Consider the following 22,384-nt stretch of genomic DNA (forward strand, 5'->3'; position numbering starts at 1 on the left):
ACCAGAGAGCACGAGGAGCAACGATGCTCAGCAGCTACGTCGCCGGATCCTGGCGCACCCCGACCGACGACGGCGCCCCGCTGCTGGACGCCGCGACCGGTGAGGAGGTCGCCCGCATCTCCACCGCGCCGGCCCCGGCCGCGGACGCGGTCGCCCACGCCCGGGCGGTCGGCGGACCCGCGCTGCGGTCCCTGACGTTCCACGAGCGCGCCATGCTCGTGAAGGAGCTCGCGCTGGCGCTCAAGGAGCACACCGACGAGCTGTACGAGCTGTCCTACGCGACGGGCTCCACCGCCCGCGACACCGCGATCGACGTCGACGGCGGCATCGTGACGATGCTCGGGATGTCGTCGACGGCCCGCAAGAACCTGCCCAACGACGTCGTGGCCACCGACGGCCCGGTCGAGCGGGTCAGCCGCGGCGGCACGTTCCTGGCCCAGCACGTCTGGACCCCGCTGCGGGGCGTCGCGGTGCAGGTCAACGCCTACAACTTCCCGGTCTGGGGCGCGCTGGAGAAGCTGGCGCCGGCGTTGATCGCGGGTGTCCCGGCGATCGTCAAGCCGGCCGAGCAGACCGCCTACGTCACCGAGCGGATGGTCCGGCTCGCGATCGGGACCGGGATCCTGCCCGAGGGTGCGCTGCAGCTGCTGGTGGGCGGGCACGAGGGGCTGCTGGACGCGCTGGACTCCCAGGACCTGCTGGGCTTCACGGGCTCGGCCGACACCGCGGCCCTGCTGCGCGCCCACCCGGCCGTCGTGCAGCGGGGCGTCCGCTACACGGCCGAGGCCGACTCGCTCAACGCCGCGGTACTGGGCCCCGACGCCGTCGCCGGCAGCCCCGAGTTCGACCTGTTCGTGCGTGAGGTCTCGCGCGAGATGACGGCCAAGGCCGGGCAGAAGTGCACCGCCGTCCGCCGCGCGTTCGTCCCGTCGTCGCTCATGGGTGAGGTGACCGAGGCGCTGGCCGCGCGGCTGGCCGCGGCCACGGTCGGCGACCCGCGCGACCCCGCCACCCGGGTCGGGGCGCTGGTCGACCACGAGCAGCGCGACGCGGTCCGCGCCGCCGTGCGGGCCATCGCGGCGGGCGGTCGGATGGTGACCGGGTCGCTGGACACCGTCGTCGAGGGCTACGAGCACGGGGCGTTCCTGGCGCCCGTCCTGCTGGCCGTCGACGACGCGCGGTTCGCGGCGGCCCACGAGGTCGAGCCGTTCGGCCCGGTGGCGTCGCTGATGGCCTACGACAGCACGGCGGAGGTCGTCGACCTGCTCGCGCTCGGCCGCGGCTCGCTCGTGGCCAGCGTGGTCAGCCACGACCCGGCGTTCGTCCGCGAGGTCGTGCTGGGTGCCGCCCCGTTCCACGGCCGGATCCACGTCCTGGACCGGGACGACGCGAAGGAGTCGACCGGCCACGGTGCGCCCCTGCCCCACCTGGTGCACGGCGGGCCGGGCCGGGCCGGCGGCGGGGAGGAGCTCGGCGGCGTCCGCGGGATCTTCCACCACATGCAGCGCACGGCCGTGCAGGGCAGCCCGGACATGCTGACCGCCGTCACCGGGCAGTGGGTCCCGGGCTCGCGCCGGCGGACCGACGGCCCGCACCCGTTCCGGCTGTCGATGTCGGAGCTGGAGGTGGGCGACGGGTTCACCAGCGACTGGCACGAGGTCACCGCCGAGGACATCAGCGGTTTCGCGGCCATGAGCGGCGACACGTTCTACGCCCACACCGACCCCGAGGCCGCAGCCGCCAACCCGATCTTCGGCGGCATCGTCGCCCACGGGTACTGGGTGCTCTCGCGGGCGGCCGGGCTGTTCGTCGACCCGGCCCCGGGGCCGGTGCTGGCCAACACGGGTCTGGAGAACCTGCGCTTCACGACCCCGGTGCGGGTCGGGGACCGGATCCGGGTGGCCCTGACCTGCAAGGCGCTCAACCCGCGCGAGCACACCGACTACGGCGAGGTCCGCTTCGACGCCTCGGTCACCAACGACCGCGACGAGATGTGTGCGACGTACACGCTGCTGACGATGGTGCGCAAGCAGCCGGTCGAGGCCTAGGTTCGGCGCCATGGCCAAGGTGTACGAGGGCGTCGACGACGACCTGGCCGCGTGGGTCGCGGCGCAGCCGATGTGGTTCGTCGCGACCGCTCCGCTGGCGGGCGACGGGCACGTCAACGTGTCACCGCGAGGGCACGACAGCCTGGTCGTGCTCGGCCCGCACCGGGTGGCGTGGGTGGACTACACCGGCAGCGGGGTGGAGACCATCGCGCACCTGCGCGAGAACGGTTGCGTCTGCCTGATGTTCGCCTCGTTCGACGCCCGCCCGCGCATCGTGCGCCTGCACGGCACCGGCACGGTGGCCCTGCCCGGCGACGCGGTGTTCGACGAGGTGACCGGGCTGCTGCCCGAGCACCCGGGGACCAGGGCCGTCGTGGACGTCGAGGTGACGCGCGTCAGCGACGCCTGCGGGTGGGGGGTGCCGCTGATGGCGGTCACCGGCGAGCGGGACCTGCTGCGCGCGAACGCCGAGAAGAAGGGGCCGGACGGGCTCGCCGACTACCGGCGGACCAAGAACGCCACGAGCATCGACGGACTGCCGGGGCTCTGAGGCCTTGGCTCTGAGGCCTTGGCCAGGGTGCTCCGGGTTGTGTCCGGGGTCGAACGTATGTTCGGGTCATGTCCTCGGGAGTGGCCGGCCAGCAGGTGACGGATGAGTCGCTGTTCGGTGTGCCGTGCCTGAGCGAGCCTGAGGTCGGTGCGACGGCCGACGGGGCGACGGCCGACGGGGCGGGCGCGGACGGGGCGGGCGCGGACGGGGCGGGCGCGGACGGGGCGGGCGCGGACGGGGCGGGCGCGGACGGGGCGGGCGCGGACGGGGCGGGCGCGGACGGGGCGGGCGCGGACGGGGCGGGCGCGGACGGGGCGGGCGCGGACGGGGCGGGCGCGGACGGGGCGGGCGCGGACGGGGCGGGCGCGGACGGGGCGGGCGTTGGTGGCGCGGAAACGGGCGACGCGAGCGTGGTCGAACGCGTCGCCTCGCTGGTGGCGGAGGTCGCGGCGTTGCACGAGGACCTGGGCGGTGGCGTCGCGTGGCGGGTGGGTGAGGCGGACCTGCTGCAGGTGACCGGCGATCTCGTCCGTCTTCGGGCCGGGCTGGACGCGGCGTACCTGCGGGCGGTGGCGGAGGTCGACCGCCGCCGGGCCGGGTCCTCGGTCGCAGCGGGTGCTGCTGATGGTCGTGCGGTGGATGGTGCGGATGGTCCTCGGGGGGCGCGGTCGGGGATCGGGTCCTCGACGGAGTCGTTCCTGCGGACCAGCGCGCCGTTGACGCCTGGGCAGGCGCGGTCGGACGTGGCCGCGGCGAGGGCGCTGGGGCCGGGCGGGTCGCTGCGCGAGATGGACCCGCAGCTCGCGGCCGGTGACATCACCCGCGCCCACGTGGACGTCGCGGTGGCCTGCCTGGACAGGATCCCGGTCCACCTGCGTACCGAGGCCGCCGACCGGGCCACGATCGCGGACTACTTCGCGTCGTTGGCCCCGACCCGGCACGCGCTGCAGCTCAAGCACAACGGGGCCGTCCTGCTGGCCCGGTTGGCGCCGGAGGTGACCGAGAGGTTCGACCCGCGTTCTCACGAGCGGCGGTTCCTGGACTGGACCACCGACGCCACCGGGATGCTGCTGGGCCGGTTCGCGCTGGACCCCACCGCGGGCGCGACGTTGCGCGCGGCGGTCGACGCGCTGTCCGGGCCGCGGCCCACCACCGACGGCATCCGCGACGACCGGCAGGCCCGGGAACGTCGCGCCGACGCCCTGGTCCAGGTCGCCGACACCGCCCTCGGCGTCACCGGCCCGGTCCGCGGGGAGAAGCCCCGCGTGGTGCTGCACACCACCGCCGACCAGCTCGCCGGAGTCTCCGCCCCCGCCTCGGCCCCGGCCCCGGCAGCGGCAGCGGGTGGAGCCGCCGGGCCCACTTTCGCCGGCCCCACTTTCGCCGGGCCCGCGTTCGCCGGGCCGGCGTTCGTCGGGCCGGCGTGGACGGAGGGCGGGGACCGGGTGGACCCGCACACGGCTCGCCGGATCGCCTGCGACGCGGTCCTGCAGCGCGTCGTCTGGGACCGCGACGGCCAACCCCTGGGCACGCACCTGCTCGACCTGGGCCGCACCGCCCGCCTGGCCGACGCCCACCTGCGCCGGGCCCTGGCCGCCCGCGACCGCGGCTGCATCATCCCCGGCTGCGGCGCCCCACCCGCGCACTGCGACGCCCACCACATCATCCACTGGGCCGACGGCGGCCCCACCACCCTGCACAACACCTGCCAGCTCTGCGGCTCCCACCACACCGCCGTCCACGACGGCATCTGGCAGATCCGCATGGGCCCCGACGGCATCCCCGTCGCCATCCCACCCGAACGCATCGACCCCCTCCGACGACCCCGCCGAGCCCCCCACCACGACGCCGACGACCACCTCCGTCGCATGCGCCGCACCACCGGGCACAGCGGAGGCGGTGGGGACACTTCACCCGCGCCGGGACCGGACCCGTTCGCCGACCTCGAGCGATCGACCGGAGGCGACCGCCGACCTGCCGACGACGACTGGCGACCACCCGGCTGGGAGCCCGAGCAGCCCTACCCGTTCTGATGCCGCGACCCGATCTCCAGGTCCGCTCCGCCGCGGCGGTCTCGCCGTCTGGACGCTCGGGCGTCCCCGCCCGCACGCGTCGACCCGGCCGACATAACCTGCTGCGATGATCAGGCGACGCGTCCGATGAGGCTGACCGACACCAGCGACCTGTGGTGGAAGACCGCGGTCTTCTACAACTGCAACGTCGCGACGTTCGCCGACTGGGACGACGACGGCGTGGGCGACCTGGACGGTCTGGCCCACCGCCTGGACCACCTCGTGGACCTCGGGGTGACCTGTCTCTGGCTCGCCCCGCTGTACCCCTCGCCCCGCCGCGACAACGGCTACGACATCAGCGACTACTACGGCGTCGACCCGCGGTACGGCAGCCTGGGCGACTTCGTCGAGGTGGTCCGCACCGCCCACGACCGCGGCATCCGCGTCATCATCGACCTGGTCGTCAACCACACCTCCGACCAGCACCCGTGGTTCCAGGCGGCCCGCAGCGACCGCGACAGCCGCTACCGCGACTTCTACCTCTGGCGCGACGAGCCCCCGGCCGACGCCCGGCCGAGCATGTTCCCCGACGCCGAGGACGGCATCTGGCGCTACGACGAGGTGGCCGGGCAGTACTACCAGCACTCCTTCTACCGCCACCAGCCCGACCTCGCGACGGGCAACCCGGCCGTGGTCGAGGAGATCGCCAAGGTCATCGGGTTCTGGCTGCAGCTGGGCATCGACGGGTTCCGCGTCGACGCCGTGCCGTTCCTCATCGAGTCCGAGGGCGTGAGGCAGCACCAGCTGCTCAACACCCTGCGGCAGTACGTGGGCCGGCGCAGCGGCACGGCCATGCTGCTGGGCGAGGTCAACCTGCCCTTCGCCGAGCAGCTCCCGTTCTTCGGGGGTGATGACGGCGACGAGCTCAGCATGCAGGTCGACTTCGTCACCAACCAGCAGCTGTTCCTGGCGCTGGCCCGTCAGGACGCCCGCCCCGTCCGAGCGTCCCTGCGGGGGCGTCCGGCCATCTCGACCACCAACCAGTGGGCCAACTTCATCCGCAACCACGACGAGCTGACCCTGGACCAGCTCAGCGAGGCCGAGCGGCAGGAGGTGTTCGACGCCTTCGCCCCGCAGGAGTCGCAGCGCATCCACGACCGCGGGATCACCCGCCGGGTGTCGACCATGCTCGAGGACCCCCGCCAGGTACGCATGGTCCACAGCCTGATGTTCTCGCTCCCCGGGGCCCCGGTCCTCTACTACGGCCAGGAGATCGGGATGGGCGAGCACCCGACGCTCCCCGGACGTGCGGCCGTCCGCACCCCCATGCAGTGGACAGCCGGACCGAACGGCGGGTTCTCCGACGCCGAGCCCGCAGACCTGGAGCTGCCGGTCGTCCCCGGCGCCTTCTCGCCCGAGCACGTCAACGTCGCCGACCAGCAGCGCGGTACCGACTCGCTGCTGGCCTTCGTGCGGCTCCTCGTGTCCGCCTACCGCCGCTCCCCCGAGATCGGCTGGGGCGAGCTCACCGTCCTGGACCAGTCCCACGACTGCGTCCTGGCGCACTCGGTGCGCGCCGAGACCGGTGAGCTGGTCGCCGTGCACAACTTCGCGTCCTCGCCGAGGTCGGTGTCGATCGGGCTGACCGACGTCGGGCCCGGCACACGGGTCGTGGACATGCTGGACGAGAAGGCGTGCACGCTCGACGTGGCCGACGGCCGGCTGGACGTCGACCTGGAGGGGTACGGCTTCGCGTGGCTGCGGGTGGTCCGCCCGGGCGAGAAGCGCCTGGCCGGCTCACTACCATCCTGCGATGACCCTGCCCCGCGCGCTGGTCCGCGACGTGTCCCCGCTCCTGGCCGACGCCGAGCTGACGTTCCTCGACGACCGCACCATCGACCCCGAGCGGGCCGCGGCCCAGCACGCCGGGTACGTCGAGCTGCTGCGGACGCTGGGGCACGAGGTCGTCCGGGTCGCCCCCGCGCCCGAGCACCCCGACGGCACGTTCGTCGAGGACGCGGTCGTCGTCGCCGACGACCTGGCCGTGCTCACGCGGTCCGGGGCGCAGAGCCGCCGGGGCGAGGTCACGACGGTGCGCGACGCGGTGCGCGGCCTGGGCCTGCGCACCCACGACGTCGTCGCCCCGGCCACCATCGACGGCGGCGACGTGCTGCAGGTGGGACGGCAGGTGTTCGTGGGCCTGGGCGGGCGCACGAACCCCGACGGGGTCGAGCAGCTCCGCGCGGCCCTGGCCCCGCTCGGCCGCACCGTCGTCCCGGTCGAGGTGACGGGCTGCCTGCACCTCAAGAGCGGGGCGACCGCCCTGCCCGACGGCACCGTCGTCGCCGTCACGTCCTGGCTGGACACCTCGGTCTTCGAGCGGGCAGGGCTCACGGTCGTCGAGGCGCCGGAGCACGCGGGTGCCGACCTGCTGCTCAGCGGTGAACGCGTCGTGGTGTCCGCGGCCGCGCCGCTGACGGCCGAGCTGGTGCGTCGGCGCGGCTTCGAGGTGAACCCCGTCAGGATCGACGAGCTCGAGAAGGCTGAGTGCGGCGTCACCTGCCTGTCGGTCCTCGTGCCGTAGCCACCGGGAGCGGGCCGGCTCAGGGCCCGGTCGGGCCACCCTGGTGGAAGCGCAGCCGCCACCCGGACGCCGGGTCGCTACCCGCCGCCACGCCGTCGCGCAGCCACAACGAGCTGCGGTTCGACGCCGCGCCCGTGCCGTCCACCACCACGTAGGTCAGCAGCGCGACGTCCGGGGCGACGCGCCGGGCCGTCAGGTGCTGCGGCGGCCACTCGACGTCGATCACCCCGGCGGGCATCCCGAGGATCTCCTCGCGCGACCAGCGACGACCCGACCGGCCGAACTCGTGGAAGTCGGGGTGCAGGACCGCCGCCATCCATCCCGGGTCGAACCGGGTGGCCTCGGCCCACAGGGTCCCCTCGAGCCGGACCAGCTCCCGGACGAGCGCCGCGTCGTCCTCCTCCTCGTCCATCACGCCATCCTGGCGCGGTCGCCTGCGTACCGGCCAGCGACACGAGCCGGGGCGCGGGCGGGACAACCGCCTCCTGGCCGCCGCCTGTGTCGCCCGCCGGTACGCAGGAAGGGCGCCCGGGTCGTCCCGGGCGCCCTTCCCACCCCCTGCCGAGGGCTTGGCGGTGGTTCAGACCGTCAGGCTCAGGTGAGCTCGACGTCCACGCGGTGCTGGGTGCCGTCCTCGACGGTGACGACGAACTGGCGGCAGGTGCCGGCCCAGTCCTCGTCGGTGTCCCACAGGTAGAAGTACTCGTCCGCGCCGCGGTTGTACCGCAGCTGCGTACGTGCCTTCTGCTCCGTGGGCGTGGTGATGGCGAACTGCAGCGCCTCGCCGGTGCTGCAGTCGATCTGCTGCGAGGCGAAGGAGTGGACGTTGTCCAGCACGTCCAGGCCGCGGTTGCCCCCGAGGCTGAACCGCATCGGCACGGCGGCCCCCGCGTCACGGCGCAGCAGGTCGTCGGTACCGCCCTGCGGGGTCATGCCGTCGAAGCCGTCACCGGTGGCGACGCACTCGGCCGGGACGTCGAACGCCTCGGTGTTGTCGTCGCGGCCCGTGGTGCCCTGCACGGCGCTGTAGCCCAGACCACGACGGGCGAAGGTCGACCACACGATGCACGTGTCCGCCCCGCCCAGCGCCTCGGTCGCCGCCAGGATCCCGTCGCGCCCGGCCACGAAGCCCGGCGCGCAGCCCTGCATCTTCAGCCCGTCCGTGACGTACTGCAGCGACCGGTTGTTGCCGCCCGCGTCCCAACCGTCGTAGATGTTGTCGTTGAACCCGTGCGCGTCGATCAGGTTCCACGTCAGGTCCCACAGCACCGAGTTCCAGCCGTGGCCCACCCCGTGCGGCGTGGCCAGCGACCCACCCGTGATCCAGCTGTTCGTCTTGATCCGGTCGTACGTGAACGGCTGGGTGTTCATGTCGCGGGAGTACGGGCGGGGGCGGATGCCCGCACCCTCACGGCTGTCCTGGTAGACGGCGTAGGGCCCCATGCCGCGGGCGCCCTCGGGGTCGTCCAGGGTCGGGTCGAGCAGCATCGTGATGCCGTAGTAGTCGCTCCAGCCCTCACCCATCTGCTCCTGCCCGGACAGGCAGTTCACGTTCAGACCACCGGTCAACCGGTTGCTGATCCCGTGGCCGTACTCGTGGATGATGATCCCGTTCTCCAGGTCGCCGTCACGCTGCGGCGGGATGTCCGGGTTGGCGCGGACGGTGCCCGTGGTGGGCAGCCCGGCCTTGATCGTGGTGGCGTCCTCCTGCGTGACCATGCCCGAGGGGATGGTGACCGCGGGGCCGGTGCCCCCGAGGGTGATCGGGGCACCCGGGGCGTTGTTGCCGATGATGACGGCGCTGGCGCCGGCGTTCTGCGCGTTGAGCACCTTGTCGGCGAACGGGCAGGTGCCGCGGTCGGCGACCGCGACCGCACCGGCGGGGAAGCCGACGAGCGGGCCGCAGCCCTCGGTGGTGCCGGAGCCGTCGTCGACCAGGGCGAACGGACCGGACACGCCGGCGGCGTCGAAGGTCGGGCCGAACGACGCGCCCGTCATGCCGTAGGTGCCGGCGGCGGACCCGCTGTCCACGACGACCTGGTTGGGCAGGACGCCGCCGGAGGGGTTCCACAGGTACATCTGCATCCGCGGCGGGCTGCCGTCCGCGGCGGGGGTGGAGAAGTTGGCGTTGTTGACGCCGCCGCCGTCCTGGGCCTCGGCCCGGACGTAGTCGCCGCCCCCGGGGCCGCCGCCGTAGTTGACGGCCTGGAAGTTGCCGGCCTGCTCGTCGAACCCGTACAGGTACATGACGTCGTGGATCACGTTGTTCAGGTAGAACAGGTTGGTCACCGCGGCGGGCTGGTAGTCCAGCGGGCTCGCGGTCAGGTCGACGGTGAAGTCGAAGATCAGGTCCGGCCCGCCGTCGACGTCGACGCCGGGGTCGGCCTGGTTGTTGTTGTCGCGGTCCAGGTAGGAGTGGACGTTGTTGCCGCGCGTGGTGGTGAACTCCGGGCCCGCGGCACCGTCGGTGTCGTGCCAGCCGAACGGTGAGGCCGTGCCGTCGGCCGGGTTGGTGACGACCGTCTGCGGCCCGTCGTTCGGGCTCTCCTTGGGGATCTCGTAGACGGTGTAGCTGGAGCCGTCGTCGACCGGGTCGTTGCTGCCGTGCGTGCTGGGGCCGTGGTCGTGGTCGTCCAGCGCCGCCGCTGCGGCGCCGGCCGTCCCGCCGCGGGCCATGGTGCTCTCGATCTGGCCCTCCTCGTGCTCGACGGTCCAGTCCTCGACGGCGAGCATCTCGCCGGTCTCGGCGTCGATGGTCGCGTTGTACAGGTGCACGTCGGTCGAGTCGTCGATGACCACCTGGTAGGCCGGCCGCAGCCCGTCCTCGGTGGGCTGCCAGCCCAGCGTGGTCGGGATCGGCTCGTCGGAGATGCCGCCGTCGGTGAGCAGCGTCTCCGCCGGGTCCGAGGCGGTGCGGGCGGCGACGACCGGACGCAGGTCCTCGGGCGCGTCCAGGTCGAGGGCCTCCGCCGCGGCCTCGACGGCCTCGACGGGGCCGGCCTCCGCCTCGACCGAGGTGCTCGGGGCCGGGGCCAGGTCGGGGACGAGCACCTCGCCGACGTGCAGCACGGAACCGTCGCTGCGGACGTTGACCGTCGCCGCGGCGGTGAACACCTCGAGGCCCTCGTAGCGCTGGTAGACGTTCACGTGGGTGACGCCGTTGTGCCGGCTCGTGTACGAGCTGCGCACGGCCAGGTCGGCGACGTCGGCGACCGCGACGCCGTAGTCGGCCGCGTGCGCGGCGAGGAACTCGGTGGCGATCGTCTCGACGTCGGTGATGTCCGCCGTGGTCGGCGCCTCGGGCTCGGCCGAGGTGGCCATGACCGGCAGCGGGGCGGCCAGCACGGCCACCAGCACCACCGGGGCGACGAGGACGGCCCTGCGGCGTCTCATCGGTCCGTCTGCTTCGTTCGGGTCGGCTGCATGGGATGTCCTTCTCAGTGACTGGGTCGGTTACCGGGAGTGACAAAGACGCTAACCCGGATGCAGCAGCCTGCATACCCCTTGGCGAACAATCGGTCGGGAATCCTCGGCCGCGGACGAGCGAAGGGCGCCCGGGATGTCCCGAGCGCCCCTCTTCGTCCGGTTCGGACGACGATCTCCCTGGTCAGGCCCGGGGGTCGAGCCTGACGTCGACCGTGTGCTGCGTGCCGTCGACGAGCGTGACGACGAACTCCCGGCAGGTGCCGGCCCACTCCTCCTCGGTGTCCCAGAGGTAGTAGTAGGTGCCCTGGCCGCGGTTGTACCGCAGCTGGGTCCGGGCCTGGAGCTCGGTCGGCGTGGTGACGGCGAACTGCACCGGGTCACCCGTGGCGCAGTCGACCTGCCGCGAGGCGAACGAGTGCGTGCTCGCCAGCCTGTCGAACCCGAGGTTGCCGCCGAGGTCGAACGTCATGGGCACCGCGTTGCCGGCGGTCCGGACGAGCGGGTCGTCGGCCCCGCCCTGAGGGTCCATGCCGTCGAAGCCGTCACCGGTGGCGACGCACTCGGCCGGGACGTCGAACGCCTCGGTGTTGTCATCGCGGCCCGTGGTGCCCTGCACCGCGGAGTACCCCAGACCACGACGGGCGAAGGTCGACCACACGATGCACGTGTCCGCCCCGCCCAGCGCCTCGGTCGCCGCCAGGATCCCGTCGCGCCCGGCCACGAAGCCCGGCGCGCAGCCCTGCATCTTCAGCCCGTCCGTGACGTACTGCAGCGACCTGTTGTTGCCGCCCGCGTCCCAGCCGTCGTAGATGTTGTCGTTGAACCCGTGCGCGTCGATCAGGTTCCACGTCAGGTCCCACAGCACCGAGTTCCAGCCGTGACCCACCCCGTGCGGCGTGGCCAGCGACCCACCCGTGATCCAGCTGTTCGTCTTGATCCGGTCGTACGTGAACGGCTGGATCTCCATGTTGCGCGAGTACGGCCGCGGCCGGATGCCGTTGCCGGTGCGGTCGCCCTGGAACAGCGCGTACGGGCCCATGCCCCGGGCGCCTTCGGGGTCGTCCAGGGTCGGGTCGAGCAGCATCGTGATGCCGTAGTAGTCGCTCCAGCCCTCACCCATCTGCTCCTGCCCCGACAGGCAGTTCACGTTCAGACCACCGGTCAACCGGTTGCTGATCCCGTGGCCGTACTCGTGGATGATGATCCCGTTCTCCAGGTCACCGTCGCGGACGGCCTCACGACCGGGGGCCTTGACGATCTCCGCGTCCGCACCGGCAGCGGCCTTGACGGCCTCACCCTCGACCGCGTTGACCGACACGGCGGGGATGCCCACCGGACCGGCCGCCTGCGACCCGGTGAGGATCGGCGGGGTGGTCGCGGTACCCGTGGTCACCACGACCACCGCGGAGGCACCGGCCGCCTGGGCGGCCAGGGTCCGGACGACGTTGGAGCAGGAGCCGTCACCGCTGGTCGGGCCCTCGACGACCGCGACGAAGCCCGCGGGCGAACCCGCCGGGTAGTCCTCGGCGACGCAGCCGTTGCCGGCCAGGACCAGCTGACCGCCGAGGGCGGCGTTGCTCACCGGCGGGCCGAAGCGCGCCCAGCCGGCGGGGTAGGTGGTCCCGTCGACGGTGAGGCTGTTGGCCGCGCCGAACTGGTTGCCGGGCCACAGGTACATCTGCATCCGCGGCGGGCTGCCGTCGGCCGCGGGGGTGGAGAAGTTGGCGTTGTTGGTGCCGTTGCCGTCCGCCGCCTCGGCCCGGACGTAGTCGCCGCCACCGGGGCCGCCGGCGTAGTTGAAGGCCTGGAAGTTGCCGGCCTCCTCGTCGAACCCGTACAGCGCCATGACGTCGTGGATGACGTTGTTCATGTAGAAGAGGTTGGTGGTGGCGGCCTCGCGGTAGTCCTGGGCGTGCTCGGTCAGGTCCGCCTCGAAGTCGAAGTCGAGACCGGCGCCGCCGTCCACGTCCTGCATCAGGTCCGGCACGTTGTCCGCGTCCTGGTCCAGGTACGCGTGGACGTTGTTGCCGCGGGTGGTGGTGTGCTCCGGCCCCGCGACGCCGTCGGTGTCGTGCCAGCCGAAGGGGGACACGAGGCCGTCCGCCGGGCTGCTGACCAGGGTGGCCGGGCCGTCGTTCGGGCTCTCCTTGGGGATCTCCAGGACCCGGTAGGTGGAACCGTCGTCGACGGGGTCGTTGGTCCCGTGCGTGCTGGGGCCGTGGCCGTCGTGGTCCGCCGCGGCCTCGAGCTGGTGGGCCCCCCGGGCCATGGTGCTCTCGATCTGGCCGTGCGCGTGCGAGACCGTCCAGTCCTCGACGTCGAGCAGCTCACCGGTCTCGGCGTCGACGGTCGCGTTCCACAGGTGCACGTCCGTCGAGTCGTCGATGACGACCTGGTAGGCCAGCCGGAGCCCGTCCTCGGTGGGCTGCCAGCCCAGGGTCGTCTCGATCGGCTCGTCCGAGATGCCGCCGTCGGTCAGCAGGGTGGCCTCACCGGACGAGCGGGCCCCGGGCAGCACCTCGAGGTCCTCGGGCTGGTCCAGGTCGAGCGCGTCGGCCGCGGAGGCCACCGCCTCGACGGCCGACTCCTCCGCCCGGTCCGACGAGGCCGGACGCAGGTCGGGGACCAGCGACTCGCCGACGTGGAGCACCGAGCCGACGGGCCGCACGTTGACGGTGGCGGCCGAGGAGAAGACCTCCAGGCCGTCGTAGCGCTGGAACACGTTGACGTGCGAGACGCCGTTGTGGGCGCTCCTCACCGTGGAGCGGACGGCGAGGTCGGCCAGGTCGGCGACGCCCACCTCATAGTCGGCGGAGGCGGACTGCAAGAACGCGGTCGCGATGCGCTCCACCTCGTCGGTGTCCGGCTGCACCGGCACGGGCCCGCTCGCCGGGACGGAACGCCCTGGCTCCGCGGCCTGGGTCGGCAGCGGCACGGCCAGCAGGGCGAGCAGGACCACCGGGCTCGTGAGCAGGGCGGCTCTGCTGCGTCTCATCGGGGCACCTCGGTCATCGGAAGGGTCTGGTTCATCTCGCTACCTCTCGGCCACCGTTGACGGGATGTTTTACTGGGTGTGACGGGACGCTAGACCGGATGCGGGAGGATGCATAGACTTTCCTGAACATCTATTCGGAAACGGGAGGAGCCCCGCTGTGCCGGACCTTCTCCGCTCTCCTGCGCCCCCGGTCCCGATGCGGCCCGGCGCCCGTCGCGCGGCCGCGGTCGCCTGCGCAGGCGTACTCCTGGCCGGCTGCTCGGGCGGCGGGGACGGGCCCGGGACCGCTGCGCCGACCACTGCCGTACCGACCGCTGCCGTGCCGACCACCACCGCCGCCGCACCGGCCACCGGACCCACCGACGCCGACGCCGCCCCCGAAGACCAGGAGCCGCGCATGCCCGAGGACACGCCCGGCACCACCCCCGGCACCGCCCCCGGCACCGCCCCGACCGGCGCGGTGCTGACCGAGCAGGACTCCGGCGCCCAGGTCGCGCTGACCGTCGGCGAGGAGCGCACGCTGCGACTGGGCAGCGCGTGGTCGTGGTCGGAGCCCGTGGTCGCCGGGGACGCCGTCGTCCTCACGCCGGTGGACTACCTGGTCGACCCGGGCTACGTCGAGTGGCTGGTGAGCGGCGCGGCCACCGGCAGCGCGACGCTCGAGGCGACCGGGGAGCCGGTCTGCGGCGACACCACGGTGTGCCCACCGACCACCGTCACGCTGGAGGTGGAGGTCACCGGCTGAGGCCGGCGCGGGCCCGGCTCACCGCGCTCGGTGCGGGCCCGGCCCTGCCGATAGGGCTCAGCGGCGGGCGTCGTCGGTGCGGTCCGGCGACGGCTCGCGCAGGTCGACCTCGGCCGGGACCGCCACATGGGCGCCACCACCGGTCCCGCGGTCACCGGTCTCGCGGTCACCGGTCTCGCGGGTCACCGGTCTCGCGGTCACCGGTCTCGCGGTCACCGGTCTCGCGGTCACCGGTCTCGCGGTCACCGGTCTCGCGGTCACCGGTCTCGCGGTCACCGGTTTTGCTCTCACCCGTGATGCTGCCGCCGCTCTCGACGCCTTCGTTCACCAGGACCTCGAACAGCCGGCGGTACTCCACGAACGCCCGGCGCAGGTCCTCCGTGCTGCCCCCGCCGCTGCGGAACCGCTCGCGGTAGCCCTCCGCGGTCCGGTAGTGCTCGACCGTCTCGGCGTGGTCCGCGGCCAGCAACGACAGCTTGTCCTCCACGCCGCCGGTCGGGTAACCCCGCTCGGCCATGACGTCGGCGACGAGCCGGTCGGCGGCGTCGACGGCCTCGACAGGCTCGTCCACGAACCTGGTCTGCACCTCGGCCCACTGCTGGGTCCGACGGACCCTGGACGCCGCCGTCAGCGGCCGGACGTCCAGCTCGGCCCGACGCTTCTCGGTGCGGGCCAGCCGGGCCTCGGCCTGGCGCGCGTCGTCGGCGTCGGCCACCGCGCGGTCGTACTCGGGCCCGAACCGGTCCTGCAGGTGCTCGGTGCGCTCGGCCCTGGCCCGACGGTGGCTACGCAGCGCCAGCAGGCCGACGACCACCAGAGCGACGACCACGAGCGCGACCACGACCACGGTGACGACGTAACGATCCATGGCCGCGGGGTACCCGCTGATGCCGCCGAGCAACCCCCGACCCCGCCGGTGACCGAGTTGACCGCGCTACGCACAACCGGTGAACAACCTGTGGACAAGATGGCAGTTAGGCCGTTCGGTCACCACCCGCTCGCCCGCAGCCGATACCTCAATCCGCGGCTGCCGGGGGCCGATGTCGTGAGTGCGCCCATCCCTGCCGCACCCGCCCGAGAGGCCCCCGACCATGTCGTTCACCCAGCTGTTGCAGTCCGGCTTCCGTCCCTCGACGAAGCAGACCGACCTCAACACCACCCTCGCCGACCCGACGCACCCGCTGCGGGCCGCCCTGGACAGCCTGCACGGCAACTGCTTCATCGCCGACATGTCGCTGACGCTGGTCTACATGAACCGCAGCGCCCGCAGCACGGTGCAGGAGCTCGCCGGCGCCGTGCGCAGCGCCTTCGGGATGAGCCTGGACCAGCTGCTCGGCGGGTCGATCCACCGCTTCCACAAGGACCCCGCCCGCATCGACCGCATCCTGGCCGACCCGGCCCAGCTGCCCCGTGAGGCGATCTTCGGCTTCGGCGGCCGGACGCTCAAGACGCAGATCAACGCCATCACCGACGACGCCGGCCACCGGATCGGCTTCATCGTGCTGTGGGACGACGTCACCGCCCGCAACGCCTCGGCCGACGGTGCCTTCGCCGACGTGAAGGAGGCCACGGACCGCATCGAGCTGATCGGCGGCCGCCTGCTCGACGTGGCGGCCGAGACCAGCCAGCAGGCCGACAGCGCCGCCGCCGCGACGGAGGAGATGCGCGCCGCGGTCGGGTCCATCTCGCAGTCGTCGGTGCACGTCGGCAGCCAGGTCCACGACGCCATGGCCGCGACGGCCGAGGGCGTGCAGCGCATGGAGGACCTGCAGCGCTCGAGCCAGGAGATCGGTGACTTCCTGCGGCTGATCACCACCGTCGCCGACCAGACCAAGCTGCTGGCCCTGAACGCGACCATCGAGGCCGCCCGGGCCGGTGAGGCCGGCCGCGGCTTCGCGGTCGTCGCCGACGAGGTCAAGCAGCTGGCCGGCACCACGTCGTCGTCCATCGGCGACATCGAGTCCCGCATCGACGCCATCCAGCGGGCGGCCGGCGAGGCCGTGGCCACCCTGTCGCGGATCTCCGCGCTGGTGGACGGCATCAGCGAGTCGCAGGACACCGTGGCCGCCGCCATCGAGGAGCAGTCCGCCGTGACCTCGGAGATCGCCCAGTCGATCGCCCACATCGCCTCCGGCGCCAAGGAGACGGTCGAGCAGGCGGAGCTGCTGCCCGACGCCTCGGGCAGCGTCACGGCCGAGACGGGCGTGCTGCACCAGATCATCCAGCAGTCCTGACCGGGGACCGGGCCGCCACCGGCCCGGCCGCTGTCGCAGCGTCTAGTCAATTGTGACAATGGCCTCTGCTTTCTGAGGCTCCAGGGTGTGACCAGGGGGACGGAGCAGCCGGACCCGTGAAGCCGGCACCGCCGCCGGCACCTGGAGGAACCACCATGAAGCGCTACCTCGTCGCCGCCGGCGCCGCCGCCATCGCCGGCACCGTCGTCCTCGGCTCCGCCGCCGCCCTCAACGTCGACGGGGGCCAGGTCCAGGCCGGCAGCGACAGCTCGCTGTCGTGCCAGACCACGCCCGTCACCATCAAGCAGGTCAGCGAGCTCGACACCGCCACGCCGTACTCCCTCGCGGCCCGGGTGCAGGGCGTCGCCGCGTCGTGCGTCGGCTCCGAGATCAGCGTCGCCGTGTTCGACCGCGCCGGCGCGCAGCTCGCCCGCGGCGCGGGTGACGTGACCGCGGCCGGCGACGTCGTCGTGCGCTACGGCGCCGACATCCCGCTGGAGGACATCGAGAACCTCGTCGTCACCGTCCTCAACGGCTGACCTCCTGCTCGGGTGCGGCCCGCCCCGCCGGGGTGGGCCGCACCCGGGCGTCGCCCGGCACCCTCACCGATCCGGACTGGAGTCGTCGTGCACGAGACGCAGCGGGCCACGAGCACCCCGTCGGCGGGCACCCGGTCCGCACCGCGGACCGTGGCGCGCTGGCTGCTGCTGCTGGCCGCGGCGACGGCCTGGTTCGCCCTGCTGGGGCCGTCGACGCTCGGAGGCCCGATGACCCTCGTCCAGGTGACCGGCCAGTCGATGGAACCGGGTATGCACACCGGTGACCTGGCCGTGGTCCGCACCGCAGGCACCTACGACGTCGGTGACGTCGTGGCCTTCCGGATCCCCATGGCCGACGGGAGCCGCGGTCCGGTCGTGATCCACCGGGTCCAGGCCAGGGCCGACGGCACGATGACGCTGCGGGGCGACAACAACGACTGGGACGACCCCTGGCCCGTCACCGACGAGATGGTGGTCGGCCGGTTGTGGCTCCACCTGCCGGCGGTCGGCACCTGGGTCGGGCGCGTCGCCACCCCGATCAACCTGGCCGCCCTGGTCGCCGCCGCGGTCGCGTTCCTCGTCATGGCCGGCGGCAGGAACGACGAGCAGGTCGACCGGACCGAGCAGCACAGCCTTGCGGCGTCGGTCCCGGACCGGTCCGAGCGGCCCACCGTCGTCGACCTCCGGGAGCCGACGGTGGCTCCGGTGCGTCCGCCGGCAACGGTCCCCGACGGGGCCTCCTTGGTCGGCGCAGACCGGGAGCTGACGCTGCAGGAGTGGGTCGTCACGGTGGGGGAGAGACCGTGAGACGTCGTGGGAGACGCACACGCCCCATGCCGTCGAGAGGTCAGCGGTCCGTGCGCCTGGCCGGGCTGCCGACCTTGCTGCTGGGGGCCGTGGTGCTGGCCGTCGCGGCGGGCACCGCCACGCTGGGGACGACCGTGGTCGGTGACGCCGCCTCCCTGCAGGTGGACGGTGGCATCGTGCAGGTGCTCGACGTGCAGGTGCTCGACGTGCAGGTGCTCGACGCGCAGCCCGAGAGGGACTCAGCGGCCACGGTCGAGCCGTAGGGCCTCAGCCCAGGGAGTCGGCCGCGAGCGCGTCGAGCACGATCTCGGGGTGGTCGCGCTCGATGCGCTGCAGCCGCCACCGGTCGGGGAACAGGGCGAAGTGGTCCCCGTCGAGGCTGGTCAGGACCTCGACGCCCGGCACCGCGTTCAGCGCCTGGACGTGCTCGGCGGTGGTCCGCCGGGCGATCTGGTAGCTGAGCGGCTCCAGCTTGACGGGGCAGTTGAACTCCCCCGCCATCCGGTGGCTGACCACGTCGAACTGCATCGGGCCGACCGCGGCCAGCACCGGCGCGGGCTCGCCGCGCATGTCCGAGCGAAGCGTCTGCACGACGCCCTCGTGGTGCAGCTCGGTGATGCCGCGCTGGAACTGCTTGTACTTGCTCAGGTCGGCCGCCCGGCAGACCGCGAAGTGCTCGGGCGCGAACGTCGGGATCGGCGGGTAGGTCACCGACCGGCCCTCGAACAGGGTGTCCCCGACCCGGACGCCCGTGGCGTTGACGATGGCCACGACGTCACCGGGCCAGGCGTCCTCGACGCCGCTGCGGGTGCCGCCGAACACGCGGTGGGCGTACTTGGTGCCGACCGCCTTGCCGGAGCGGGCGTTGACGACGTTCTGGCCGCGCTGGAACCGGCCCGAGGCCACCCGGATGAACGCGACGTGGTCCCGGTGGTTGGTGTCCATGCCGGCCTGGACCTTGAACACCTGACCGCTGAACGCGTCGCCGACGTGGCGCACGTGCGCCTGGTCCACGGTGACGCGGTCCCCGGGCGGCGGCGCGGTCTCGACCAGGATGTCGAGCAGCTGCTCGACGCCGCGGTTGAGGACGGCGGCGGCGAACACCACGGGGCTGGTGCGCCCGGCCCGGAACGACTCGTCGTCGTGGCGGCCGTTGGACTCGACGATCAGCTCGGCCTCCTCGACGGCGGTCTGCAGCACCTCGCCGTCGCGGGCCAGGCCCTCGTCCAGGCTCATCCGGGTCCACACGGTCTTGCTCGCCCCGCCGCTGCCGGCGGTGAACGCGATGTAGCTGTCGTCGCGCAGGTCGAGCAGGCCGCGGAAGTCGCCGCCGATGCCGACCGGCCACAGCACCGGGGTCGGCGTCATGCCGGTCTTGTCGGCGATCTCGTCCATCAGCTCGAGCGCCTCGAGGCCCGGCCGGTCCCACTTGTTGATGACGGTCAGCACCGGCAGGCCGCGCAGCTTGCAGACGTCGAACAGCTTCATCGTCTGCCGCTCCATGCCCTTGGCCGCGTCGACCAGCATGACCGCGGAGTCCACGGCGGTCAGCACCCGGTAGGTGTCCTCGGAGAAGTCGGCGTGGCCGGGGGTGTCGAGCAGGTTGACCACGTGGTCGCGGTAGACGAACTGCAGCGCCGCGGAGGTGATGGAGATGCCGCGGGCCTTCTCCATGTCCATCCAGTCGGACACCACGCCACGCCGCCCGCCCTTGCCCTGGACGATGCCGGCCTGGCCGATGGCGCCGCCGTGCAGGGCCAGGGCCTCGGTCAGCGTCGACTTGCCGGCGTCGGGGTGGCTGATGACGGCGAAGGTGCGGCGGCGGCTCGCGGCCTCGACGGGGGCGGTGCCGTCGGCCTCGACGAGCTCGGCCTCGAGGGCGGCGGCGGCGTCGACGGGGGCGTCGTTCGACGGGGTGGCGGTGGGGGTGGACATCGGGGTCCAGGGTACGGCGATCCCACCGGCGTTGACATGCAAGTGGTGACTTGCCTATTGTCCGTCCGTGGGCGACGTCTTCCTGGCCCTGGCCGACCCCACCCGGCGCGCCCTGCTCGACGAGCTGCACGGCCACGACGGCCAGACGCTGTTCGAGCTGTGCACCCGGCTCGCGGACCGCCACGGCGTCGGGTCGTCCCGGCAGGCGATCAGCCAGCACCTGGGGGTGCTGGAGGACGCCGGCCTGGTCCGGACCCGCCGGGAGGGCCGGTTCAAGTTCCACCACGTCGACACCGGCCCGCTGCGCCAGATCAGCGACCGGTGGCCCCCACCACCCGCCACGCCCCCGAGGAGCACACCGTGAAGGTCCACCTGATCAGCGTCTTCGTCGACGACCAGACCGCGGCGCTGCGGTTCTACACCGAGGTCATGGGCTTCGTGCCCCGCAACGACGTGCCGATGGGCGAGCACCGCTGGCTCACCGTGGTCTCCCCCGAGCAGCCCGACGGGCCCGAGGTCGTGCTCGAGCCGGCAGCCCACCCGGCGGTCGGGCCGTGGCGTGACGCCCTGGCCGACGACGGCATCCCGCTGGTCAGCTTCGCGGTGGCCGACGTCCGGGCCGAGCACGAGCGGCTGAGCGCGCTGGGCGTGACGTTCACGCAGGCACCGGTCGAGATGGGCCCCGTGGTCACGGCCGTCCTCGACGACACCTGCGGCAACCTCGTGCAGCTGGTCTCGGTGGGCGCTACGGGGTGAAGGTCCAGTGCCACGGCTCGCGGGGGACGTCCTCGACGAAGCCGAACCGGTCCGCGTTCTCGCGCATCCAGGCCTGCGCCTTGCCGTTCAGGTCGAGGTCGACGCTCAGGCCCCAGCCGTGGTTGCTGGTGCCGGGGACGGCGGCCAGGCCGCCGTCCTTGTACAGCCCCTTGCGGCGGGCCACGTCCACCTGGGCCTCGTAGGACCGGTAGGAGTCGGTGACCCCGACGGTCACGCCCGCCCGCTTGGCCGCGGCCAGCAGGTCCTTGAAGCCCTCGGCCGCCGGCTGCCACAGCTTGTGGCGTCCGACACCCACCTCGGTGAGCGCGTCGGAGGGGATTGTGCCGTTGCCGTAGCGCTTGAGGTCGACGGGGACGCCGTCCGCGTCGACCTTCGCGGTACCGGCGGCGCCGGCCCCGCCGGTGGTGGTGCGGGCCCGGCTGAGCGCCGCGTCGAAGGCGGTCGAGGTCGCCGTCGGGACGCCGGTCGCGGGGGCCCCGAGGCCGTCACCGGTCGCCGTGGCGCTGCTGGTCAGGGCGGTCCCGGCCGCACCGGTGGTCGCGACGGCCGTCGACCGGACCGGGGCCTGCATGCTCTGCACCAGGCCCTGGATCTGCTGCACCCGCGCGGTCACCGCGGCGAGTCCGTCCATGTGTCCTCCGAGGGGTCTCCCGGATGGTCTCGGGCGGCCGGGGCTCCACCTTGAGCGTCCCGCCCGAGCCCGTCCGACGACCGGCAGGTGGGCCGCGCCACACGCCGCCGCACGGCGTGGATGCCGTCGCCACGGCCCACAACCCCTACCGTGGCGGGGGACGCCGTCGTTTCCGGACGGCCACGAGCAGGAGGAACCATGAACCGCAAGGAACTCATCAGCGCCATCGCCACCAAGGCCGGCGTGACCCAGACCGACGCGGACGCCGTGCTCAACGCGTTCCAGGACGTCGTCTTCGACGTCGTCGCCAAGGGCGACGACAAGCTGACCCTCCCCGGCTTCCTGTCCTTCGAGCAGGGCTCGCGCTCCGCTCGCGAGGGCCGCAACCCCGCCACGGGCGAGACCATCCAGATCGCCGCCTCCAAGACCGCCAAGGTCACCGCGGGCAGCAAGCTCAAGGCCGCCGCCGCCGGCTGAGCACCACCCGGCACCGTCCGGCGGCGCCCCTGACGCTCAGGGGCGCCGCCGACCCGCCTCCCGCGCACAGCTGATGCACGTGCGCGCCTGGGGCCGCACCGCCAACCGCTCGGGATCGATGTCGCCCCCGCAGCGCTCGCACCGGCCGTAGCGGCCCGACTGCAGGTCGGCGGCCGCCTGCCGCAGCGCCTCCCCGGTCCGACGGACCTGGTCGAGCAGCGCCAGTGCCTGCTGCCGCTCGAACGCGATCGTGCTGCCCTCCGGGTCGTGCTCGTCGTCGGCGTTCGACGACTCCGACGCGGCCACGATGCGCTCGTGCTGCTGGACCAGCCGACGCTCGGTCTCGGCGTTGGCGCGGATCAGAGACTGCAGGTCCTCCTCCTCCGCCGCCACGCCCGCAGTATCGGTGACGGCACCGACGGTCGGCCCCGTCGCCTGCCCGGCCGCTGCCGTCCTCAGCCTGTGGCGACAGTCACGCCGCCCGCTTGTGAAGCGACGCACAAGCAGCGGTAACCTCATCCCGACGGACCTTGTGAACACATTCACAATGTCTGGCCCGGGCCCTAGGTCCCGGGCCGGGGCGGCTCGGTCGCGGCACGCTCCCTCACGACGAACGACGAGAGG

21 protein-coding genes are annotated in these 22,384 nt (G+C 73.2%); 13 read left to right on the forward strand and 8 right to left on the reverse strand.

Features of this window, described 5'->3' with window-relative positions; all coding sequences use genetic code 11:
* The first annotated feature begins 23 nt into the window (after positions 1-23).
* From paaZ to SJY06_RS19805, 5 genes are all read left to right on the forward strand, one after another.
* The gene (paaZ, locus tag SJY06_RS19785; RefSeq protein ID WP_380169254.1) at positions 24-2,048 is read left to right on the forward strand and encodes a phenylacetic acid degradation bifunctional protein PaaZ; all 2,025 of its coding nucleotides are present in this window, start codon (positions 24-26) and stop codon (positions 2,046-2,048) included.
* Positions 2,049-2,058: 10 nt separating this feature from the next.
* The gene (locus SJY06_RS19790; RefSeq protein ID WP_380169255.1) at positions 2,059-2,598 is read left to right on the forward strand and encodes a pyridoxamine 5'-phosphate oxidase family protein; all 540 of its coding nucleotides are present in this window, start codon (positions 2,059-2,061) and stop codon (positions 2,596-2,598) included.
* A 68-nt stretch (positions 2,599-2,666) separates the two neighbouring features.
* Positions 2,667-4,631 carry a DUF222 domain-containing protein gene (locus SJY06_RS19795; RefSeq protein WP_380169256.1) on the forward strand — a complete coding sequence of 655 codons (1,965 nt, stop codon included), beginning with the start codon at positions 2,667-2,669 and terminating at the stop codon, positions 4,629-4,631.
* Positions 4,632-4,757: 126 nt separating this feature from the next.
* Entirely contained in the window at positions 4,758-7,055 is a 2,298-nt protein-coding gene (locus SJY06_RS19800; protein ID WP_380169257.1) for an alpha-amylase family protein, read from the forward strand.
* A 10-nt stretch (positions 7,056-7,065) separates the two neighbouring features.
* Positions 7,066-7,194, forward strand: a complete 129-nt coding sequence (locus tag SJY06_RS19805) for a hypothetical protein (protein WP_380169258.1) — start codon at positions 7,066-7,068, stop codon at positions 7,192-7,194.
* A 19-nt stretch (positions 7,195-7,213) separates the two neighbouring features.
* On the opposite strand, the gene SJY06_RS19810 is transcribed toward SJY06_RS19805, so the two are convergent.
* From SJY06_RS19810 to SJY06_RS19820, 3 genes are all read right to left on the reverse strand, one after another.
* Positions 7,214-7,606 carry a DUF4440 domain-containing protein gene (locus SJY06_RS19810; RefSeq protein ID WP_380169259.1) on the reverse strand — a complete coding sequence of 131 codons (393 nt, stop codon included), beginning with the start codon at positions 7,604-7,606 and terminating at the stop codon, positions 7,214-7,216.
* A gap of 182 nt (positions 7,607-7,788) precedes the next feature.
* Positions 7,789-10,587: a M36 family metallopeptidase gene (locus SJY06_RS19815; RefSeq protein ID WP_380169260.1), complete on the reverse strand. Its 2,799-nt coding sequence runs from the start codon at positions 10,585-10,587 to the stop codon at positions 7,789-7,791.
* A gap of 214 nt (positions 10,588-10,801) precedes the next feature.
* The gene (locus SJY06_RS19820; protein WP_380169261.1) at positions 10,802-13,615 is read right to left on the reverse strand and encodes a M36 family metallopeptidase; all 2,814 of its coding nucleotides are present in this window, start codon (positions 13,613-13,615) and stop codon (positions 10,802-10,804) included.
* Between the two features lie 319 nt (positions 13,616-13,934).
* Here SJY06_RS19820 and SJY06_RS19825 point away from each other — a divergent pair, with 319 nt between their 5' ends.
* Positions 13,935-14,360, forward strand: coding sequence for a hypothetical protein (locus tag SJY06_RS19825; RefSeq protein ID WP_380169262.1), 426 nt, complete (start codon positions 13,935-13,937; stop codon positions 14,358-14,360).
* Between the two features lie 57 nt (positions 14,361-14,417).
* On the opposite strand, the gene SJY06_RS19830 is transcribed toward SJY06_RS19825, so the two are convergent.
* Together SJY06_RS19830 and SJY06_RS19835 are read right to left on the reverse strand one after the other, a co-directional pair.
* Positions 14,418-14,546, reverse strand: coding sequence for a hypothetical protein (locus SJY06_RS19830; RefSeq protein WP_380169263.1), 129 nt, complete (start codon positions 14,544-14,546; stop codon positions 14,418-14,420).
* Positions 14,527-15,228: a hypothetical protein gene (locus SJY06_RS19835; protein ID WP_380169264.1), complete on the reverse strand. Its 702-nt coding sequence runs from the start codon at positions 15,226-15,228 to the stop codon at positions 14,527-14,529. The genes SJY06_RS19830 and SJY06_RS19835 overlap by 20 nt, the downstream gene beginning before the upstream one ends.
* Before the next feature lie 223 nt (positions 15,229-15,451).
* Between SJY06_RS19835 and SJY06_RS19840 the strand changes: the two genes are divergently transcribed.
* The 4 genes from SJY06_RS19840 (at position 15,452) to SJY06_RS19855 (ending at position 18,203) form a co-directional block, all read left to right on the forward strand.
* Complete coding sequence (locus SJY06_RS19840; protein WP_380169265.1) at positions 15,452-16,594, forward strand: methyl-accepting chemotaxis protein; 1,143 nt, start codon at positions 15,452-15,454, stop codon at positions 16,592-16,594.
* Between the two features lie 155 nt (positions 16,595-16,749).
* Positions 16,750-17,133: a hypothetical protein gene (locus SJY06_RS19845; protein WP_380169266.1), complete on the forward strand. Its 384-nt coding sequence runs from the start codon at positions 16,750-16,752 to the stop codon at positions 17,131-17,133.
* Positions 17,134-17,220: 87 nt separating this feature from the next.
* On the forward strand, positions 17,221-17,940 hold the full coding sequence (locus SJY06_RS19850; protein ID WP_380169267.1) for a signal peptidase I: 720 nt from the start codon (positions 17,221-17,223) through the stop codon (positions 17,938-17,940).
* Between the two features lie 26 nt (positions 17,941-17,966).
* Positions 17,967-18,203, forward strand: coding sequence for a hypothetical protein (locus SJY06_RS19855; RefSeq protein WP_380169268.1), 237 nt, complete (start codon positions 17,967-17,969; stop codon positions 18,201-18,203).
* A 4-nt stretch (positions 18,204-18,207) separates the two neighbouring features.
* Here SJY06_RS19855 and SJY06_RS19860 read toward each other — a convergent pair whose 3' ends face one another.
* A complete protein-coding gene (locus SJY06_RS19860) occupies positions 18,208-19,875 on the reverse strand; it encodes a peptide chain release factor 3 (protein ID WP_380169269.1) in 1,668 nt (555 codons plus the stop codon).
* Between the two features lie 67 nt (positions 19,876-19,942).
* On the opposite strand from SJY06_RS19860, the gene SJY06_RS19865 reads away from it, so the two are divergent.
* Positions 19,943-20,239 carry an ArsR/SmtB family transcription factor gene (locus SJY06_RS19865; RefSeq protein ID WP_380169270.1) on the forward strand — a complete coding sequence of 99 codons (297 nt, stop codon included), beginning with the start codon at positions 19,943-19,945 and terminating at the stop codon, positions 20,237-20,239.
* The gene (locus tag SJY06_RS19870; protein WP_380169271.1) at positions 20,197-20,631 is read left to right on the forward strand and encodes a VOC family protein; all 435 of its coding nucleotides are present in this window, start codon (positions 20,197-20,199) and stop codon (positions 20,629-20,631) included. Before SJY06_RS19865 ends, SJY06_RS19870 begins: the two co-directional genes overlap by 43 nt.
* Here the strand turns inward: SJY06_RS19870 and SJY06_RS19875 are convergent.
* A complete protein-coding gene (locus tag SJY06_RS19875; protein ID WP_380169272.1) occupies positions 20,621-21,283 on the reverse strand; it encodes a D-alanyl-D-alanine carboxypeptidase family protein in 663 nt (220 codons plus the stop codon). The genes SJY06_RS19870 and SJY06_RS19875 overlap by 11 nt on opposite strands.
* Positions 21,284-21,481: 198 nt before the next feature.
* Here SJY06_RS19875 and SJY06_RS19880 point away from each other — a divergent pair, with 198 nt between their 5' ends.
* Positions 21,482-21,760, forward strand: a complete 279-nt coding sequence (locus SJY06_RS19880) for an HU family DNA-binding protein (protein ID WP_380169273.1) — start codon at positions 21,482-21,484, stop codon at positions 21,758-21,760.
* A 36-nt stretch (positions 21,761-21,796) separates the two neighbouring features.
* Here SJY06_RS19880 and SJY06_RS19885 read toward each other — a convergent pair whose 3' ends face one another.
* Positions 21,797-22,153: a TraR/DksA family transcriptional regulator gene (locus SJY06_RS19885; RefSeq protein ID WP_380169274.1), complete on the reverse strand. Its 357-nt coding sequence runs from the start codon at positions 22,151-22,153 to the stop codon at positions 21,797-21,799.
* Positions 22,154-22,384 lie beyond the last annotated feature (231 nt).

The organism is Jannaschia sp. R86511 (genome assembly GCF_042466345.1).
Taxonomy (GTDB): Bacteria; Actinomycetota; Actinomycetes; order Actinomycetales; family JBBAYJ01; genus Aquipuribacter.

Bases quoted from the DNA above. Each gene is read 5' to 3' on its own strand.
- paaZ (WP_380169254.1), top strand. From the start codon at position 24: ATGCTCAGCAGCTACGTCGCCGGATCCTGGCGCACCCCGACCGACGAC.
- SJY06_RS19790 (WP_380169255.1), top strand. From the start codon at position 2,059: ATGGCCAAGGTGTACGAGGGCGTCGACGACGACCTGGCCGCGTGGGTC.
- SJY06_RS19795 (WP_380169256.1), top strand. From the start codon at position 2,667: ATGTCCTCGGGAGTGGCCGGCCAGCAGGTGACGGATGAGTCGCTGTTC.
- SJY06_RS19800 (WP_380169257.1), top strand. From the start codon at position 4,758: ATGAGGCTGACCGACACCAGCGACCTGTGGTGGAAGACCGCGGTCTTC.
- SJY06_RS19810 (WP_380169259.1), bottom strand. From the start codon at position 7,606: ATGGACGAGGAGGAGGACGACGCGGCGCTCGTCCGGGAGCTGGTCCGG.
- SJY06_RS19815 (WP_380169260.1), bottom strand. From the start codon at position 10,587: ATGAGACGCCGCAGGGCCGTCCTCGTCGCCCCGGTGGTGCTGGTGGCC.
- SJY06_RS19820 (WP_380169261.1), bottom strand. From the start codon at position 13,615: ATGAGACGCAGCAGAGCCGCCCTGCTCACGAGCCCGGTGGTCCTGCTC.
- SJY06_RS19835 (WP_380169264.1), bottom strand. From the start codon at position 15,228: ATGGATCGTTACGTCGTCACCGTGGTCGTGGTCGCGCTCGTGGTCGTC.
- SJY06_RS19840 (WP_380169265.1), top strand. From the start codon at position 15,452: ATGTCGTTCACCCAGCTGTTGCAGTCCGGCTTCCGTCCCTCGACGAAG.
- SJY06_RS19845 (WP_380169266.1), top strand. From the start codon at position 16,750: ATGAAGCGCTACCTCGTCGCCGCCGGCGCCGCCGCCATCGCCGGCACC.
- SJY06_RS19855 (WP_380169268.1), top strand. From the start codon at position 17,967: ATGCCGTCGAGAGGTCAGCGGTCCGTGCGCCTGGCCGGGCTGCCGACC.
- SJY06_RS19860 (WP_380169269.1), bottom strand. From the start codon at position 19,875: ATGTCCACCCCCACCGCCACCCCGTCGAACGACGCCCCCGTCGACGCC.
- SJY06_RS19875 (WP_380169272.1), bottom strand. From the start codon at position 21,283: ATGGACGGACTCGCCGCGGTGACCGCGCGGGTGCAGCAGATCCAGGGC.
- SJY06_RS19880 (WP_380169273.1), top strand. From the start codon at position 21,482: ATGAACCGCAAGGAACTCATCAGCGCCATCGCCACCAAGGCCGGCGTG.